Genomic DNA, 19,094 nt, shown 5'->3' with positions numbered 1-19,094 from the left:
TGCCTTATCTTTGCACTCACAAACGTGGAGCACAGCATATGCGTGGAGCTTTGCGACATATAACATAGTATTAACTTAGAAAAAAGAAAAGTATGGGATTCATCGTATTCGAGGAAGAGGCATTCAACTATCTTGATGCCCAGTTGGAGAACTTCGTGAAGCGCATGGACAGAATCCGTGAGCGCAGTGAGGACAAGACCATGAACAAGTGGCTCGACACGCAGGACGTGTGTCAGACGCTCAACATCTGCCCACGGACAGTGCAGACGCTTCGGGACAACGGAACTTTGGCTTATACGCAAATCAGCCACAAGACCTACTACAAGCCGGAGGACGTGATGGCTATCGTAGCAGTAGTGGAGGACAAGAAAAAGGACATGCGCTTTCGCAAGCGCACAGGTTAGGCTGTCAATATACAACAGCCACTTAATCCAAAGCAGCAAGTAAACCGAGTAACGTAAGTATCAACAATAAAACGAGACAACTATGAGCAATGAAGTAATGACAAGAAACAGCGAGTGGATGAACCACATCGTGAACCACCTCAACCGAATGGTTGACAATTTTGAACGTGCCGTGATGAACTACCGCCCCATGCTTGGCGGTGAGCGGTTCATGACGGACAAGGAGCTTTGTGCCAGGCTGCAACTGAGCCGAAGAACCCTGCAGGACTACCGAAACAACGGTGTCATCCCGTATATCCAGCTTGGCGGAAAGATACTCTACCGCGAGTCCGACATTCAGAAGATTCTGATGGCTAACTATCGTGAGGCGTACAGAATGAAGGGTGTGTAGGAGAAATACATGTCCTTGATGAGTGTGTGAAATGAACAAGGCGACAACGTATAACTTACCGAGTGTGGCTGTTATAGGTTGTCGCCTCGTTTTATTGGCTATACCGAGTTGGTCGTGTTTGCCGGGTATTCTCCGTATGGTCTGTATAAATCTAATACCATGCTAAAACACACTGCGGAGGTTCGCCCAAGTGGCTGGAGGCGCAAAGCCTCCAAGGAACGTTGCGGAAACATCTCTGAAAAAGAAAAAGTTGCCAATATCCCAAAAGGCATTTACCTGTTATGCCCCTCTATGCCCTTGCTGCAATCTTTGATACGACAGTGAATCAGTAAGTCAGTGCGTCAGTGGAAATCCATATATTCGAAACTTTGCTTAGCTGACTACATCCGTATTCCCATAGAGTTGTATAATAATGGCACTATTTTTCTCTTTTGCTCCGTATAGTCTCTTTGTAATCTCGTCACGAAACGATTTCGCACCATGCGAGTTGATACGGAAACAAATGGCGACTACCATCGGGAAACTATACAATGTTTGCCAAACACCTTTGGAAAGTTCTTGCCTTTGTTGGACTTCCGACATAAACAACATACCTTCTTTATATATGGTTCGTATCACAGAATGGAGTTTCTGAGCTGTGACATAAAGCATATCTATCAACTCGTTTTCACTCATCCACAAGTCCTCCAAATTGGACGGAATGGAAAGCATTCCATTTCCGTCCACGGTGATAGTTGTTCTTTTCATACCGCTCCTCCCATTGCAGGCAGATGCCCCTTGATTCTACTTTCAAAGACAGATATATCATGTTCAAGCTTGGTGCTTGTCACCTTTGCGTAAATCTGCGTTGTGGTGATGTTCGTATGACCGAGAATCTTGCTAACACTCTCTATCGGCATGCCATGTTCAAGGGCTAAAACTGCGAACGTGTGGCGTGAGACATGGAATGAAATTCGCTTCTTGATGCCACACATTTTTGCAACCCTCTTTATTCTTTTATTCACCATGTCGAGCGAGCCGATGGCAAACAAATGTTCGTCTTTTCGGAATGGTTTGTATCGCTCTATAATCTGCAAGGACGACTCCATCAGTTTTATCTTGAAGGGGACACTTGTCTTTTGACGCTGCGAAACAATCCAAGGAGCACCGTTTATGTTGACGATGTTATCTTCAGTCAGATTCTTGATGTCAATGAAAGAAATACCAGTCCAACAGCCAAACAAAAACAGGTCTCTCGCAAAGGCAAAGTTAGGGTTCTCCAGCTTTATCCCAGCAAACATGCTCAGCTCCTCTTCCGTCAAGAACTCACGTTCCTTGTGGTCTGGATCAACGTGATACATGGCAAAAGGATTTCTTGGAATCTTGCCATTGTAGTGTGCTGCCGTCACGATATGCTTCAGCGGTATGGAGTAAATCCAAATGGAGGATTGCGCAAGACCTACCACGTTCTTCAAGTACAGGCAGAAATCGTGGATAAATTCCTCGGTCAACTCATTCATGGACATATCGCTGCGCTTGTACTGATATTTGATGAAATCCGCAACATACTTTCTCACTGTAAGATACTTGCGATAAGTTCGTACAGCTCTGTCCTTTCCCACACGTTGTGAGAAGGCTGCATTCTCCTTGTCAAAGGCTCTGAGCAATGTCTCGTACTCCGTGCCGATTCCTTGATAGGCGTTTCTCACCATTTCAGCGGTAACGAATGCCTCACGGTCTGAAAGACGTTGGTAGTGCTTGGTTATTTGAGCCTTGATGTTGTCAAGTGCAAAGTTCACCTCCTTGGCTTCCTTGCTCTTGCCGATGGCTCTGTTGCCCTTGGCATCCCAAATAGCCTTGGTAACGCTCTGCTTGCAACTGAACTGTGCGATAGTTCCGTTGATTGTCACTCGTCCCATGATTGGGACAATTCCGTTTCTCTCCTTGCTTCCATTTACATAGAAGACAGTCTTAAAAGTACTTCTCATAATTCCTTACATTTTGTTTGTGCAAAATTAAATCATGAGAGTCGCATGACGAAATCAAGACCTGTGCAGAATGGAGAAGTCTGAACCGAGACCGTTAAAAAGACTTATTAGGGCGTTTCTTTGAGGTAATGATTTGAAAGCGTTTCCACTTCTCAAATCTGCTTTTTCCGCAGTTTCTCGCCAATGCCACTTAAAGCCAACGACTACCACAACCACTTGAAACTCAAAATAAAAGCTCAAATCTGCTATTTTTTGCCTTTTGAGGCATTATTTTTCCTTAAAACATTTAATTTTAACATTACCAGCACCTGTTTTACAAATAAAATTCGTATCTTTGCAGCGATGTGTTAAACGTCAGACCCAACAAACGAATAAAACAGATCAATACAAACGAATTCATAAATACAAATAATCATAAAACTAGAACAAAGACAATGAAGAAATTCTTTAAGACCTTACTCGTTGCTCTGCTTCTCATCCCATCCTGCGCTTGGGCCGACGGATGGAACGATGCTGAATATCAGCGCATTGAACAGAGCATACAGTTGCCAGGCATCAAGCAGGCAGCTAAGAAGTATGCTATTTCTGCCTATGGAGCCAAGCAGAACGCTTCGGCTGCACAGAACCAGAAGGCTATCAACAAGCTCATCGCCCTCGTTTCTAAGAAAGGTGGCGGTACTGTAGTCATCCCGAAGGGTACCTGGCGCACAGGAGCCATTGAGATGAAGAGCTTCGTAGAACTGAATCTCGAAGAAGGTGCCGTACTGCAGTTTGCCTTCGAACCGAAACTCTATCCGCTGGTACGCACCTCATGGGAGGGCATCGCATGCTGGAACTATTCTCCATGCATCTATGCCTACAAGGTTACCGACATCGCCATCACTGGTAAAGGTACCATCGATGGAGGTGGTAACAACGATACATGGTGGCCAATGAACGGTAATGCCAGATTCGGATATAAGGAGGGCGTAACCAAGGAACACCAGAAGATGGGATCACGTGCCAGACTGCTGAAGATGGCTGAAGACGGTGTGCCTTTTGACGAACGCAAGTTCGGCATGGGACAGGGCCTCCGCCCTCAGCTCGTCAACTTCGTACGCTCTGAGCGCATCCTCATCAAGGATGTCAAGATGATCAATTCACCTTTCTGGGTGATGCACCCTCTGCTCTGCAAGAACATCACAGTAGACGGCGTAACCGTATGGAACGAAGGACCTAACGGAGACGGATGCGACCCTGAAGCATGCGAGAATGTACTCATCCAGAACTGTATCTTCCACACCGGTGACGACTGCATCGCCATCAAGAGCGGACGAAACAACGACGGTCGTCTCTGGAACCAACCATCCAGAAACATCATCATCCGCAACTGCCGGATGGAAGACGGACATGGTGGCGTAGTCATCGGTTCCGAGATTTCAGGCGGATGCGAGAATGTATACGCCGAAAACTGCGAGATGGACTCTCCTCATCTGGAGCGCATCCTCCGCATCAAGACCAACAACTGCCGCGGCGGACTCATCCAGAACATCCACATGCGTAAGGTTACCGTAGGCCAGTGCAAGGAAGCCGTGCTCAAAATCAACCTCGACTATGAGCCAAAAGAGGCTTGCTACCGCGGATTTGAACCTACTGTGCGCAACGTGAGCATGGAAGATGTTACCTGCCAGAAGAGCAACTACGGTGTGCTCATCATCGGTGGAAACAAAATAGAAAACGTATACGATATCCATGTTAAGAACTGTAAGTTCGATGGTGTCATCAAGCAGCCTGTCAAGATGACCGGCAAGACCCGCGATGTGAAGTTCGACAACCTCATCATCAACGGTTCCCTGGTTCTCAACAAGGAAGACCGTCCTTACCAGACCTATTCAGAGTGGCTCACCCACAGCGAGATGCAGCGCACTCCCCACCCATACAACCTCGACTTCAGCCCGAAGAAACCTCGCTGGAGCTACGTGATGGGCATTGAGATGGAAGGCATGCTCGACACCTACCTCCACTACAAAGACGGAAAGAGCACCTTCAAGGGAGCTGATGCCGAAGCCAACAACGAGGCTATCATCAACTACCTGAAAGAATATCCAGCCAAGATGATTGACGAAAAAGGAAACATCACAGGCTACCAATATGAGGATTTCAACCTCGACAATGTGCGTACAGCGAAGTTCATCCTCCGCATGCACAACCTCTTCCCTAGCAAGAGCAGCGAACTGGCACTGAAGACGCTCTTCAAACAGCTTCAGAACCAGCCTCGCACCAAGGAAGGCGTTTACTGGCACAAGGCTATCTACGCCAACCAGGTATGGCTCGATGGCATCTTCATGGGGCTGCCTTTCTACTGCAACTACGCCGTACAGAACCTCAAGCCTAAGAAGGCGAAGAAGATTCTCGACGATGCGGTAGACCAGATTGTGAAGACCGACCTGCGTACCTACGATGAGAAGACCCAGCTCTGGAAGCATGCATGGGACGAAACCCACAGCCAGTTCTGGGCAAACAAGGAAGACGGAAAGAGCCAGCATACCTGGGCAAGAGCCCTCGGATGGTACGTCATGGCAATGACCGAATGCCTCGATGCCATGCCTGAAGATTATGCTCGCCGCGGCGAAATCATCACCTTATTAAATAAGGCAATGAAGAGCGTGGTGAAATATCAGGATAAGAAGACGGGTGTATGGTACGATGTGATGGATGTAAAGGATCCTCGCAACTACCTCGAGAGCACCGCTTCAAGCATGTTTGCCTATGTTCTCCTCAAGGGTTACCGCAAGGGATACCTCGGCAAGGAATATCAGGAAGCAGGTATCAAGGCTTATGAGGGAATCCTGAACAACTTCATCCAGGTAAATCCTGACAAGACCATCAGCCTTACCCGCTGCTGTGCTGTCAGCGGACTCGGTCCTGGCCCTGGTCCATACGTCAAGAAGCCAAACTTCAAGCGCGACGGCAGCTTCGACTATTACATGAGCGAACCTATCCGCGACAATGATGCCAAGGGCGTAGGTCCTTTCATCTGGGCTAGTCTGGAAATGGAAATGCAGGGACTGAATAAGTAAAACTTAATTAATAGTTTAAAGTTAATAGTTTACAGCGGCTTAGCCGTATAGCAAGATTGCCCTATAAACTATTAACTATAAACTGAATTCTCACCGATGGAAAAGAAAATATTTACAACAATGGCAGCAGCACTCATGAGTGCTGCTGCTTTGGCACAAGCTCCAGCCTTTCCGGGCGCAGAAGGTCACGGAAGATACGTTACCGGCGGAAGAGGCGGAAAAGTAATCCACGTAACTAATCTCAACGATAAGGGTACTGGCTCTTTTCGTGCTGCAGTCAGTGGCAACAGCAAGAAAATCATCGTCTTTGATGTGGCGGGCGTCATCCCTTTGGCTTCTGACCTAACCATAGGCGCCAACACCACCATCCTCGGACAGACAGCTCCTTCACCAGGAATCACCCTGAGATATTACACCGTTCGCCCGGAAAGCAACTGCATCATCCGATTCATCCGCTTGCGACGAGGTCAGGAAAAAGACATCAATGATGGCGCAGATGCTACTTGGCAACGCAACGAGACGGGAATCATCTTTGACCACTGCTCTTTCAGCTGGAGTATAGACGAGGTAGCTTCTTTCTACGACAATAATAATTTTACCATGCAATGGTGTACCATCGCAGAAAGTCTTACCAATCCGGGACACTCAAAGGGTGCCCATGGTTACGGAGGTATTTGGGGAGGAAAGCTCGCCAGCTTCCACCACAACTTCCTAGGGCATCTGATGAACCGTGGTCCCCGCTTCAACGGTGCCCGTTACGGATGGACCGGTTACACTAGCAATCAGGACTACGCTACCTACAAATGGAAGAACCCCGTCCAGGCAGAGAATGTAGATTTCCGCAACAGCGTCATCTATAATGCACAAGGAACCTGCTATGGTGGTCCTGGAGGAGGACAGATCAACATCGTCAACAATTACTATAAGGCAGGTCCTAGTCAGAGTTTGAAAAGTACAACCCAGAACGGCATCAAGGTAGATGTAAGCACTGGCAAGGAAAGAGGAAACCAAGACCGAATTACCCTGGTAACCGTATCCACCAGCAGTAATTCAGACAAGAAGCATCCTGAGTTCTACGAAATGACCAGCAGATACTTTATCAATGGCAACACCACGGAAACCACCAAAGGATCTGTTACAAAAAACAAAGACTGGAAGGGCGTAAGCTATGACAAGGGTACTTATACTTACAATGATGAAATTTATTCAGCCGATAAGAATAATTTTTATGGTGATGCAGTAGAACATAAGACCATCAACGGAGTTTCGTGCGTCAAGATCAAAATGGACGAACCGGCTCCTACAGGCGTGATTACAACTCATACAGCCGATGAAGCTTTCAGCAAGGTATTGGCTAACGCCGGAGCTTCACTCTTCCGCGACGAGATTGATGCCCGCTACATGGAAGAGGCCAAGACGGGAACGGCACAGTATAAAGGAAGCATCACCCGTTCGCCTGGCATTATAGATAAGGTATCAGACGTAAACGGTTATACGGAGAAGACCTTCGCAACCGGTAGTCGTCCTGAGGGATTTGACTCAGACAATGACGGAATCCCTGATGATTGGGAGACAGCAAACGGCTTGAATCCGAACGATGCGAGCGATGCGCTCACCTACTCTCTTGATGAGAAAGGTTACTATACCAATCTAGAGGTCTACGCTAATTCGCTGGTTGAGGACATCATGAAGCAAGGAAATGCTGACGCAGAGAACAAGGTAGATGAATACTATCCTGCATGGAAGAATCCTACAGGCATCTCACAAATCACCGGTTCCAATCCAAGTGAGTTGGTCAAAGTAACGTATTACAGTCTCAACGGCACCCTCCTTTCTGCTCCTCAAAAAGGAATCAACGTCCGCAAGATGTTGTTTAAGAACGGAAAGACCGTAGTGGATAAGGTAATAAAGGAATAAAACAAAACTTCTTATAAACAAAAAGGGCATCCCCTCCATTTGGGAATGCCCTTTTGTTTTATCTGTTTACACAATCTGTTACTTTACATACTTCTTACCGTTCTTGATAATCAAGCCCTTTGCAGAAGAAGAAACCTCCTGACCAGCCATGTTGTAGGTCTTACCATTCTTCTTGGCAGCAGCAGCGCTTACTGAAGAGATGCCGGTAGATGTAGAAGGAACGAACTTAACACCATGCAAAGCAATATCTGCACCAGATTCTTTATCACCCTCTTTAACACCAGTGAATACTACTGTATATTTCTTAGCAGCATCCAATTCAAGAGATGCAACTGCAGTAACATTAGGCTCAGAAGAAGCACTAATCTCAACAGCAGCGCTACCATCATTTGGAGTAGCAACTACATACAAATCTCGAGTTTCACCTGAACTTGTCGTTGCACCATAAGCAGTAAGACTTGTCAAACCAGTTACATAAATACTGAAAGTCTTAGCAGGGTTGCCCTTCTTTAAATCAAGACCAGGCTGCTTATATGTCTCTTCTTCACCAGTCTCCGGATTAATACTACCAGTCTTAGTTGTTGCGGTCTTTCCACTACCTTCAGCAATCCAGCCCTCAGCAATACCAGCAGTAACATTCTCCTGATTTGTAATAAACACAGTAGTCTTGTCAAAAGACTTAAAAGTCTGAGCATTAACACTAGCAGCCAAAGCTACGGCTGCGATAAGAGTAAAGAATTTCTTCATAATCGTTTTATTTTAAGTTTATAAATTAAATTTAGTTGATGAATAACTGTATTGTAGTTTAATTCATTTGCTAGTTTATTTCGGTGGCAAAAATAATAAATCATTTTGAGAAATGAAGAAAAACATGAACCAAAATAAACTAAATCTACGAAAACGATTACGTAAATTCAAACGTCAAGTACCAGGATATAAGAGAGTTTTAGCTAGCAGACACCAAACGGGCTGAAGAGATAGCAGTCCCTTCAGCCCGTTGCAGAACTATATACTAAAGTACAGTATTTTATCCTTTCTTTATCTTCCAATCACTAATTGTCCGCTGATTACTATCGTAATTAACACCAATTTTGAACAAGCGTTTACCATCTGCAGAATATGGAATCAGATATCCCTTTTCATCTATCTGTTTGATTGCTTCTTCGGCAGAACCATCATACTTCAATTCGAAAACAAATACAGCATCAGGCATATACACCACTGCATCAGCCCTGCCTATTGCACTATCCTCCTCTACCCTCATGTGTGCTCCCATCAGGTTGAAGATAAGATAGAACACCGTCTGGAAATCCCGTTCGTTCTTATTGCTCAAACGGTTGGAGATGCTGGCAAGATACGCTTTCAATCGAATCATTGCTCCCTCTACATCTCCATCATAAAGCATTTCCAGGAAATCACCCACCAGGCTGTTATTATCCAAAGATATTGGTGAAAGATAGTTAGGTGCAAGACTCTTGAGCATGCCAATCTTTACCTCCCTGTTAGGATATTCCAAAGTATAACGATGCAGCATCGGATTATACTTCTTGATGGTGAGATAACCGCTCTGATAGAGCAACGGAAGCGCAGAAGTCATCATTTCCGGCGAAACATCAAAGTCATCCACATCACATGATTTCTTCTCAATATCCATCACATTGACGTGATACTTCTGCAATGTCTTAATAAGATAAGACGGAGTACCCGAGCCAAACCAGTAAGGAGCAATCTTTCGTGCATTCAGTGCCTTTACCAGACTGAACGGATTGAAAACATCCTCTGATTTCTCACTGAAATGATAACCGTCGTAGAATCTTGTCAGCTCTGCCAGGCACTCCTCATACGTCATACCCAGGTCTTCTCCCAATGCCTCAATATCCGGTTTCATCTGAGTGGTAAGTTCCTTTTTGCTGATACCGCAGATAGCCGAATACTGGTCGAACATGCTGATATTGTCGAGGTTATTCAGTTCGCTGAAGATGCTGAGCTGCGAGAACTTGGTGATACCCGTGATGAAGGTAAACTCCAGGTATGGGTCGAGCTTTTTCAGAGGACTGTAGAAGTTCTGCATGATACGGCGGAGGGGCTGCAGGTTCTCCTTCTCATGTACCACATCCAGCAATGGGGCATCATATTCATCGATGATGACAACCGCCTTTTCGCCCGTTTGCTCATAAGCACGCTTTACGATACCATCCAGTCTTTCATTAGGATATTTTTCACCTTCTCCCTTACCGTATAGCTTTTCATAGGGCAAAAGCTGTAGATTCAGATAACTGTTCAAAGCATCAGCATCAAAGTGCTTGGCACCGCTCATATCAAAATGAAGCACAGGATGCTTCACCCAATCCTTCTCATAATCAGCTATTGCCAATCCCTCGAAGAGTTCCTTTCTACCCTCGAAATAAGCTTGAAGAGTAGAGGCAAAGAGCGACTTTCCGAATCGTCTTGGACGACTCAGAAAGACATACGACATCTGTTTTTCTCTGAAATCCACGATATATTGGGTCTTATCTACATAGAGATAACCTTTCTCACGGAGTTTTTCGAATGTCTGTATCCCCACAGGGTATTTATTTACTATTTTTGCCATAATCTTACAAACTTTACGTTTTGCGCGGCTAAATTACAAAGAAAATCTGAATTAACCAAAGAAAATATCAAATAACTTAACTTTCACTTATCAAGAAATGAAAGGAGATAAGGAAGTACTATAAAGATAGCAAGAGAGTGCGCCATAACTTATGACGCACCCTCTATATATCTTACTGAACTTTAGCAAGTATTGCCCCACACGCCCTGGGCTAGGAGCTTTTGGGCCTTCAGCCCGTTCTTGAACCACTTGCGAAAGTTCTGTGATTTATTATTATAATTTGGTTTGAATTTCGTTAGTTTTCGCCTGCAAAAGTACAACACAATTTTCATTTGGCAAAAGGAAAGAGAGATAAAAAGGCGGAAATGTACGAAAACGATTACGTAACTTTTGCACCGAAACCGAAACGAAAATACCTTAAATAAAAATAATAAGTGTATTTTTGCACCAACAAACTTAAAAATGTAAACATTAGTGTCCCGTTAAAATTGGGACGAGTTTAATATTAATCAAATAGCCCCGGAATGAGGGGACCAAATTGCTCTTTGACATCATTGGAATAAGTCTTATCGAACAGTTCCCTGAGCGGTGTTTTGTCCGTCAATGATATGCTGAGGATTTGCAAGACCTCGTAGGCCGAGCGTTTCAACTTCATATCGTGCTGGACAATCGCCACAAGGCAGTAGGCAGTAATAGCAGCCGCTATCTGTATTCTGACAGCGTTCTCGGTAGTTCCCCAGAACTTTTTGATCTTGAGGTGCTGCTTGAGCCACTTGAAGAACAGCTCTATCTGCCAACGGTTCTTGTAGAGGTCGGCTATCTGCTGGGCTGTCAACGCAGCCGTGTATTTGGCTGCAAAGTTACGAATTCAAGTCCGTTGACTCTAGAAACTGCTCATAAAAGACTTATTTTCAACGATTTCAAAGAACGATTAGTCCACTTTAACGGGACGGTAGTGTAATCTAAAAACAATTAAAAAGTAAAATTATGAAAAGAATGATGAGTCATTTATTCCATGTGGCTCTGATGCTTTTGGCTTTTACCTTTGCGAATCCTGTTATCAGCCATGCGCAACAGACAGCTGTTGCGTCATGGGTGTTCTCGGAGGGATGGGAAAGCTCAAGCAGCGGAACTGTTGTGACCTACACTCCGGATGGCAGCGGATGGCAGGCGATAAGCAATACCGCATGGAAAAGTAAACAACCGGTGTTTCTGCCGAACACATGTTCTGGAGTACGGACCAACTATAAGCTTTCGCTGAAGACAAGTGACGGCAAGTGGGAGGTAAAGCAAAGTTCGGACAGCTATGTCTTGCGTCTGAACACAGCTTCGATAGATAAATTTACACAAAAGGAAAACTATGGTGATGCCTCAACACATGACCAATATTTCGAAGTGAATTTCCCTACTGTAAACCTGAACAACGTGAAACTTAATTTCGCTATAGGCGACGGCTCAAGTAGCTCCACACATTTTGGTGTGGCGTATTCCGTTGATGGAGGGACGACATGGACAACACTTGATGACTATGTCAGCGGCAGTCATTGGAATAAATATAATGATGCTGTTTACTCTCTTGATGCCGACAATAAGGAGAATGTCATAGTGAGACTCTTTATTGTCAGTGCCACGAAGAAAAGCAATTACAATCTGAAATATGTAAAGGTGCTTGCTGACGACCATGAAGCACCGGCATTCGTATCAAGCCGTCCAAAGGATAATGAGGATAATGTCGTGACAACAGGAACCATTGCTTTGAACTTTGACAAGAGTGTGCATGTGGCGGATGGGGCAGCGGCAACGCTTACGAATGCAAATACAAACAGTGTTGTCAAGCTTGCTCCAACAGTAAACGGCAATGTAATTCGTTTCATCTATTCTGCTCTTGACAAAAGTGCGAAGTATAACTTTGAGCTACCGGCAAATACAATAAGTGACCTTTCTGGAAATGTGCTTGCGAAAGCCTTGACGTTCAGTTTCATCACCGCCGATACCGATCCGATACCTGCTCCTACAATAGAAAGCAAGAATCATTTGTGGTACAACAAGCCAGCAGGCTATTGGGAAGAAGCTCTACCGTTGGGAAACGGTCGTCTTGGTGTTATGCACTCCGGTAGTGTCGCATGCGATACGCTCCAGCTCAACGAAGATACATTCTGGGACCAGGGACCGAACACGAACTATAATGCAAATGCTTTTGGAGTACTCAACAAAGTACAGCAAGGCATCTTCAATAAAGATTATGCTTCGGTACAGAATCTTGCTGTTACGAACTGGATGTCGCAAGGCTCGCATGGAGCAAGTTATCGTGCAGCAGGTGTTGTCTTGCTTGGCTTCCCGGGACAGCGTTTCGATGATATGGAAAGTGCACAGACTTCGGATGCTGTTGATGCACAAGGCTATGTTCGCTATCTTGATATGAATACTGCAACAAGCAATGTGGAGTATCATGTGAAAGGTGTAGGGTATAAGCGTACAGTATTCACTTCTTTCAAGGATAATGTCACAGTGGTGCGTCTTGAAGCGGACCAGAAAGGTAAACTCGACTTCAATGTGGCTTATGCCGGTTGTAATAAGTCGAATATAGAGAAGCTCACGTCTAACGTCCTCTATGACGATCATACTGTCAAGGCAACGATGGGACCGGCACGTGACAAGTGTGAGAATGTGGAAAACAAGCTCAACCTTTGTACTTATCTGCGTATTGTGGACACTGACGGCGATATTACAAACGACAATGTCAATATCTATGCTCAGGGAACAGTGGGAGCCGCTACAAATGCTCCGCGTCTTAATGTGACAGGTGCTACATACGCTACAATCATTATTTCGCAAGCCACTAATTTCAAGAAATATAATGATGTAAGCGGTGATGCAAGTGCATCAGCTCTTGCCTATCTGGAAGCTTACGAGAACAGCAAGAAAGATTATGTTACAACGCTTTCGGATCATGAATCTGTCTACAGGGCACAGTTTGACCGTGTGGACCTGACTCTTGCAGGTAATGCTACACAGGAGTCCAAGAACACGGAACAGCGTATAAAGGAGTTCCATAAGACTTCTGATCCTCAGTTGGCAGCCAACTACTTCCAGTTTGGACGTTACCTGCTCATATCTTCTTCACAACCAGGTACACAGCCAGCTAATCTGCAGGGCATCTGGAATCCTGATGCACGTCAGTATCCGGCTTGGGATTCGAAATACACATCAAATATCAATGTTGAGATGAACTACTGGCCTGCAGAAGTCACAAATCTTGCAGAATGCCATGAGCCGTTTGTCGAGATGGTCAAGGATGTAAGTGTTACAGGTGCGGAAACAGCTAAGAAGATGTATGGCGCACGTGGATGGGCTTTACATCATAATACAGATATTTGGCGTACGACAGGTGCGGTAGACAATGGCACCGTAGGAGTATGGCCTACATGTAACGCATGGTTCTGCTCTCACCTTTGGGAGCGTTATCTCTTCTCTGGCGACAAGACATATCTTGCAGAGGTCTATCCTATAATGAAGGGAGCGGCAGAATTCTTCCAGGATTTTCTTGTGAAGGATCCGAATACAGGGTATATGGTTGTTTGTCCGAGCAACTCACCGGAGAATCATCCTGGTATAGGCTCTTATACCAAGTCTGACGGTAAAACTGCAAGCATTGCCCTTTTCGGAGGAGTTGCCATGGATAACGAGATGGTCTATGACTTGTTGAAGAATACAGCTCTTGCAGCTCGTGCTCTTGGTGAGGATGCGGATTTCGCAGATGCTCTTGATGCTCTGAAGGCACAGATTACTCCATGGAAGATTGGTAAATACGGACAGGTACAGGAATGGCAGGAAGACTGGGATAAAGAGAATTCGTCTCATCGTCATCTGTCTCATCTCTGGGGCGCTTATCCTGGCAATCAGGTTTCTCCATACGAAAACGCTACACTTTATCAGGCAGTACACAAGAGTCTTGTCGGACGTGGCGATGCTGCCCGCGGATGGTCGATGGGATGGAAGGAAGCCATGTGGGCACGTATGCTTGATGGAGACCATGCCATGAAGATTCTTAAGAACCAGCTTGTCCTGCTCGACCCTAATGTGACAATCGCTTCTTCCGACGGCGGCTCGTATGCAAATATGTTTGATGCCCATCCTCCATTCCAGATTGACGGAAACTTCGGAGCTACTGCAGCTATAGCAGAGATGCTTGTGCAGTCACATGCCGGCTTCTTGCATGTTCTTCCTGCATTGCCTACGGAATGGAAAGCCGGTGGCGAAGTGAAAGGACTGTGTGCCCGTGGCGGATTTGTGGTGACAGATATGAAATGGGTTGACGGCAAGATAGAGAAGCTTGCAGTGAAGTCTACTGTCGGCGGAAACTTACGTCTGCGTACTGCAACACCATTGACAAATGCCGATGGTACAGCTCTTTCTGTAGCAGAAGGCAATAATACCAATTCTTTGATGCAGCCTTACGGCATGCCGGAGCCTATAGTCAAGGATGCAAGTAAGATTCCTGCCACTACGCTTCCGGATACTTATCTCTATGATATTCCAACTAATGCAGGTGAGGAGATAACGCTTGTTGGAGGCCTTGCTACTATTGTTCCTGTATTAGGTCTTTCCAGAGAATCTGAAAAAGATAATGCTATATATAATCTTAACGGTCAGCGTGTTGGAGAAGGTTATCATGGCGTAGTTGTCGTTAAGGGAAAGAAATATGTTAAATCATTAGAGTCCCGTTAAAATTGGGACGAGTTTAATATTAATCAAATAGCCCCGGAATGAGGGGACCAAATTGCTCTTTGACATCATTGGAATAAGTCTTATCGAACAGTTCCCTGAGCGGTGTTTTGTCCGTCAATGGAAACTGCTCATAAAAGACTTATTTTCAATGATTTCAAAGAACGATTAGTCCACTTTAACGGGACGGTAGTGAATAAAAATAATAAGTACAACAACCTAAAAGGCAAACAAATGAAAAGAAATCTACTAAGATTTGGGCTCTCACTCATAGCCCTGTTTGTTATGGTAGTAGCAAATGCACAAACCTACCAGAACGAAGAAGCTAGTGTTTCATGGCCGTTTAATGACGCCAACTACGCTACGCAGTACACAAAATCACCAGAAAAAGGTTTTAGTCTGGTTTCCGTAAACACCGGTGACTTGGAGTATGTTGCCAAGAAATCAACGAAAACACTGGATGAAAACGGCAGCCCGATGGTCATGGCAGGTTTCAGTCCTGTTGGTTCAACAAAAGCCGTAGAATGGACCATTAAACCAAGCAAGGGTCTTACATTCACCCCAACATCTATCAGTACCTATGTAAACCGATTCGGTACAGATGCAGAAAATGGAGTAACCGTAACCGCAAAACTTAGCAACGGAACTTCGGTAGATTTGGGCAATTTCACTGCATTAAGAGAGACCAAGACAACAGAGACTGACAAATTTTCGAAAAATGAAAACCTAACCAACCACATCGTCATCCAGCTCACTGCCGAGCAGCAAGCCCAACTGACATCAGCTGAAGGCTTCACGCTAAGTTGCACTGTCGGCGTTGGCTCTACTAAGCAGCAAGGCTTTGCCGATGTACACATCAACGGTCTCTTGAACGGAACCATTCAACAGGTAGAACAGTATAGACTGTCAGCTGTTGTATCAACTGTAGGAGCAGGAACCGTCAAGGTATCTCCTGCAGGAACCGTATTTGATGCAGAGACATCAATCACCGTAACAGCAACAAAGAATTTCGGCTACAAATTTGTCAATTGGACAGATGCCAATAATAAGGTAGTATCTACAGATGAAGCATATACCTTCTCTATCTCTGCCAACACAGCATTGAAGGCAAACTTTGAGAAGATAAACACCTACGCTTTGGATTACAAGGTAGAAGGTGGTGCAAAAGACTATATGGTAAGCGCAACTCCTGCCCCAACCATTGTTAACGGAAAGAATATGTATGAAGAGGGAACAGAAGTAACCCTCACAGCCAGCAGCAACGACATCCTCACCTTTACCAACTGGAATGATGGTGAAACAGGAGCAGAACGCAAAATAAACATGAACGCCGACCAGTCATACACTGCTGCATATTCTGCAAAAGACTTCATCGCAGGCTGGGACTTCTATAAGTCAGCAAGAGAAGGTCGTACAGCAGACTTCGCTGCAGAAGACAACGATGTAGACCAGCTCATCCTGCGCGATGCAGACGGAAATACATACACATGGCTCGACAAGAGCAACAGTGCTGGCGGCTACGAAGGAAAGAATGCAGCTGTAAACTGGACCTCCAAGAAAACCAAGGCACTGGGCGAAACCTATTGGCAGACCAAGGTCAACGCAACAGCCTTTACCGACATCAAGGTAAAGAGCAGCATGCTCTACAATTATAACGCATACGAAACATATAATGTAGAATACTCTCTCAACGGAACCGACTGGACCAAAGTAGGTGCCATCAAAATGGCAGAAGCCAAAGCCTGGAAAGACGGAGAGTTTACTCTCCCATCCGATGCCAACAACAAGGCAGAAGTATACATCCGCTGGATTGCCGACAAGACTTCTTCCATCAAGGGAGCAACAGGCGACAACGACGGAATCTCTATCACAAATATCTACATCACAGGTACTGCCCAGCTCGTAAACGACGGCAAGGCACCTGTACTCGTAAGCACCATACCAGCAGAAGGCGCAACCAACGCATCTGCCAACGGCAAGATTGTACTGACTTTTGATGAGAAGGTAAAACTCACCGACAAGGCAAACGCTACACTCGGCACACAAAAGATAGAAGGAGTTGTGTCAGGCAAGACCATCACCTTCGCATACAAAGGTTTGAACTACGCTACAGCTTACACCTTCACGCTCGCTGCCGGTTCTGTAGCCGACCTGACAGACAATGCAACAGACCAGGCAATTGTTCTGAACTTCACTACCAAGACCAAGCCAGCTGTAACCAAGGCACTCTACGACTTCATCGTACCAAACGACGGTGACTTCAAGGCAGCACTTGCAGCAGCAGCCAAGCGTACAGATACCAGCAAGCGCTTCCGCATCTTCATCAAGCAGGGCGACTATAAGATTCCTGCTGACGAAAAGAGCGAGGTAAAAGGTAGCGACGGCAAGACTTACGCTAATCCTACCACCTATATGAATACGCCAAACGTATCAATCATTGGTGAGAGCATGGACAACACCTCTATCACCAATACAGTACCTGCAGTGGAGTGCGACAACGGATTCGGCAAGGCAAACGTACTGGAAGGTATCGGAAAAGGTGATGTATTGAGCTTGGAAAGTGGTGCTGTCAACACTTACTTCCAGGACATCAAGATGTATAGCAGCATGGGCGACAAGAAGGGTCGCGATATCGTTCTCAACGACAAGAGTAACAAGACCATCTGCAAGAATGTCAACCTCTGGGCTTATCAAGACACTTATGTATCCAACAACCAGAAGGGCCGCTTCTACTTCGAGGGTGGTATTCTGCGTGGTAACACCGACTTCCTCTGCGGTAAGGGTGACGTATATTATAATAATGTGGATCTCTTGATGTGTGGCACAGGCTATCTCGCCGTACCTTCACAGCCTACCCAGTATGGCTACATCTTCAAGGATTGTACTATCAAGGACGGTTCAAGCACAGGTATCAATGGTAAGTACAAGCTCGGTCGTCCTTGGGGCAAGGGCACTCCTATCGCCCTCTTCATCGACACCAAGATGGAAGTGATTCCTACAGCAGCTGGTTGGGATGAGATGAGCGGTGGCTATCCTAAGCGTTTTGCAGAGTACAACTCTACTACAGCTACAGGTTCAGCAGTAGACCTAAGCGGAAGAAAGCTGGTGTACGATGCTTATGATGCAAAGGTTGGAGACAACTATACCAACCGTCGCAACGAGACAGCAGGAAGCCCTGTCCTCACAGCAGAAGAAGCTGCATCCTACAGCATTGAGACCGTCATGGGCGGTGATGACGACTGGGATCCTACTGCAGCTACCGAGCAGGCATCAGCACCTAGCAACGTTAAGCTGAACGGTACAACCCTCGCTTGGGACAACAACGACTACGCTCTTCTATGGGCAGTATGCAAGAACGGCAAGGTAGTTGACTTCACCATCAAACCAACCTACCTCGTAGATGATGCATCAGCAACATGGAGTGTTCGTGCAGCCAACGAGATGGGAGGACTGAGCGAAGCAACAGCAGCAGTTCTGGGCACCGGCATCCACAACATCGCCTCAGCTACAGATGCAGCAGCCATCAAGACCGCCATCTATGCAGCCGACGGCACCCAGCTCTCAAATCTTCAGAAGGGTATCAACATCATTGTGAAGACCCTGGCAGATGGCAGCAAGAAGACAAGCAAAGTCATCGTAAAGTAAAGAAACAGAGACATTAAGTAAATAGATTGACAGATAACATTCGGAGTGCAATATCCCCATCCTCGTTCAGAAGGGTGCCGGATATTGCACTTTTTTTGTTCCCTCAACACCCGAAACAGCAGAAATGAAAACAGAGAAAAACGGACCGTCGAAATGTAAAAAGCAGAGTATTTACGCAAGAACCTGTAAACGTTTACGTATATTTTTATCTCAAATATACCCATAATCTCATATTTTTTATATACTTTTGCATCAAGAAAACCAAGACTTAGCTGACGCTACGCATCAAGGTTGCCCTCCCCGGAGCCTTCGGGTGCCAAGAGGAACAGCCTTCAGAAAGCAACTGCTCAGGACTGGGATTCTACTTAAAAACATTAAGAAAAAACATTAGAA

10 protein-coding genes and 1 pseudogene are annotated in these 19,094 nt (G+C 45.6%); 6 read left to right on the top strand and 5 right to left on the bottom strand.

The annotated features are described in order from the left end of the window. Positions 1–92 precede the first annotated feature (92 nt). Positions 93–404: a helix-turn-helix domain-containing protein gene (locus F7D47_RS05870; RefSeq protein ID WP_008656559.1), complete on the top strand. Its 312-nt coding sequence runs from the start codon at positions 93–95 to the stop codon at positions 402–404. Between the two features lie 82 nt (positions 405–486). Next, a complete protein-coding gene (locus F7D47_RS05865) occupies positions 487–795 on the top strand; it encodes a helix-turn-helix domain-containing protein (RefSeq protein ID WP_008628594.1) in 309 nt (102 codons plus the stop codon). 372 nt (positions 796–1,167) lie between these two features. Here the strand turns inward: F7D47_RS05865 and F7D47_RS05860 are convergent, their stop codons facing one another. Next, entirely contained in the window at positions 1,168–1,542 is a 375-nt protein-coding gene (locus F7D47_RS05860) for a hypothetical protein (RefSeq protein ID WP_153085610.1), read from the bottom strand. Further along, a complete protein-coding gene (locus F7D47_RS05855) occupies positions 1,539–2,762 on the bottom strand; it encodes a site-specific integrase (RefSeq protein ID WP_153085608.1) in 1,224 nt (407 codons plus the stop codon). The genes F7D47_RS05860 and F7D47_RS05855 overlap by 4 nt, the downstream gene beginning before the upstream one ends. Before the next feature lie 434 nt (positions 2,763–3,196). Here F7D47_RS05855 and F7D47_RS05850 point away from each other — a divergent pair, with 434 nt between their 5' ends. Beyond that, a complete protein-coding gene (locus F7D47_RS05850; protein WP_153085606.1) occupies positions 3,197–5,821 on the top strand; it encodes a glycoside hydrolase family 88 protein in 2,625 nt (874 codons plus the stop codon). 96 nt (positions 5,822–5,917) lie between these two features. Beyond that, positions 5,918–7,738, top strand: coding sequence for a pectate lyase (locus tag F7D47_RS05845; RefSeq protein WP_194252588.1), 1,821 nt, complete (start codon positions 5,918–5,920; stop codon positions 7,736–7,738). A gap of 78 nt (positions 7,739–7,816) precedes the next feature. Here the strand turns inward: F7D47_RS05845 and F7D47_RS05840 are convergent, their stop codons facing one another. The 3 genes and pseudogenes from F7D47_RS05840 to F7D47_RS05830 form a co-directional block, all read right to left on the bottom strand. Further along, the gene (locus F7D47_RS05840) at positions 7,817–8,485 is read right to left on the bottom strand and encodes a hypothetical protein (RefSeq protein ID WP_153085603.1); all 669 of its coding nucleotides are present in this window, start codon (positions 8,483–8,485) and stop codon (positions 7,817–7,819) included. 280 nt (positions 8,486–8,765) lie between these two features. Further along, positions 8,766–10,331 (bottom strand): ATP-binding protein, encoded by a 1,566-nt coding sequence (locus tag F7D47_RS05835; RefSeq protein WP_153085601.1) that lies wholly within the window; start codon positions 10,329–10,331, stop codon positions 8,766–8,768. Positions 10,332–10,836: 505 nt separating this feature from the next. After that, a pseudogene (locus F7D47_RS05830) lies at positions 10,837–11,166 on the bottom strand (transposase); the annotation flags it as partial. Positions 11,167–11,318: 152 nt separating this feature from the next. Here F7D47_RS05830 and F7D47_RS05825 point away from each other — a divergent pair. Together F7D47_RS05825 and F7D47_RS05815 are read left to right on the top strand one after the other, a co-directional pair. After that, positions 11,319–15,059 (top strand): glycosyl hydrolase family 95 catalytic domain-containing protein, encoded by a 3,741-nt coding sequence (locus F7D47_RS05825; protein ID WP_153085600.1) that lies wholly within the window; start codon positions 11,319–11,321, stop codon positions 15,057–15,059. 231 nt (positions 15,060–15,290) lie between these two features. Then, on the top strand, positions 15,291–18,701 hold the full coding sequence (locus F7D47_RS05815; protein ID WP_153085598.1) for an Ig-like domain-containing protein: 3,411 nt from the start codon (positions 15,291–15,293) through the stop codon (positions 18,699–18,701). Positions 18,702–19,094 lie beyond the last annotated feature (393 nt).

Source organism: Segatella copri (genome assembly GCF_009494835.1).
Taxonomy (GTDB): domain Bacteria; phylum Bacteroidota; class Bacteroidia; order Bacteroidales; family Bacteroidaceae; genus Prevotella; species Prevotella copri_F.
Note: the sequence above shows the minus strand (reverse complement) of the source record. Positions and strands in the feature narration are given on the sequence as shown.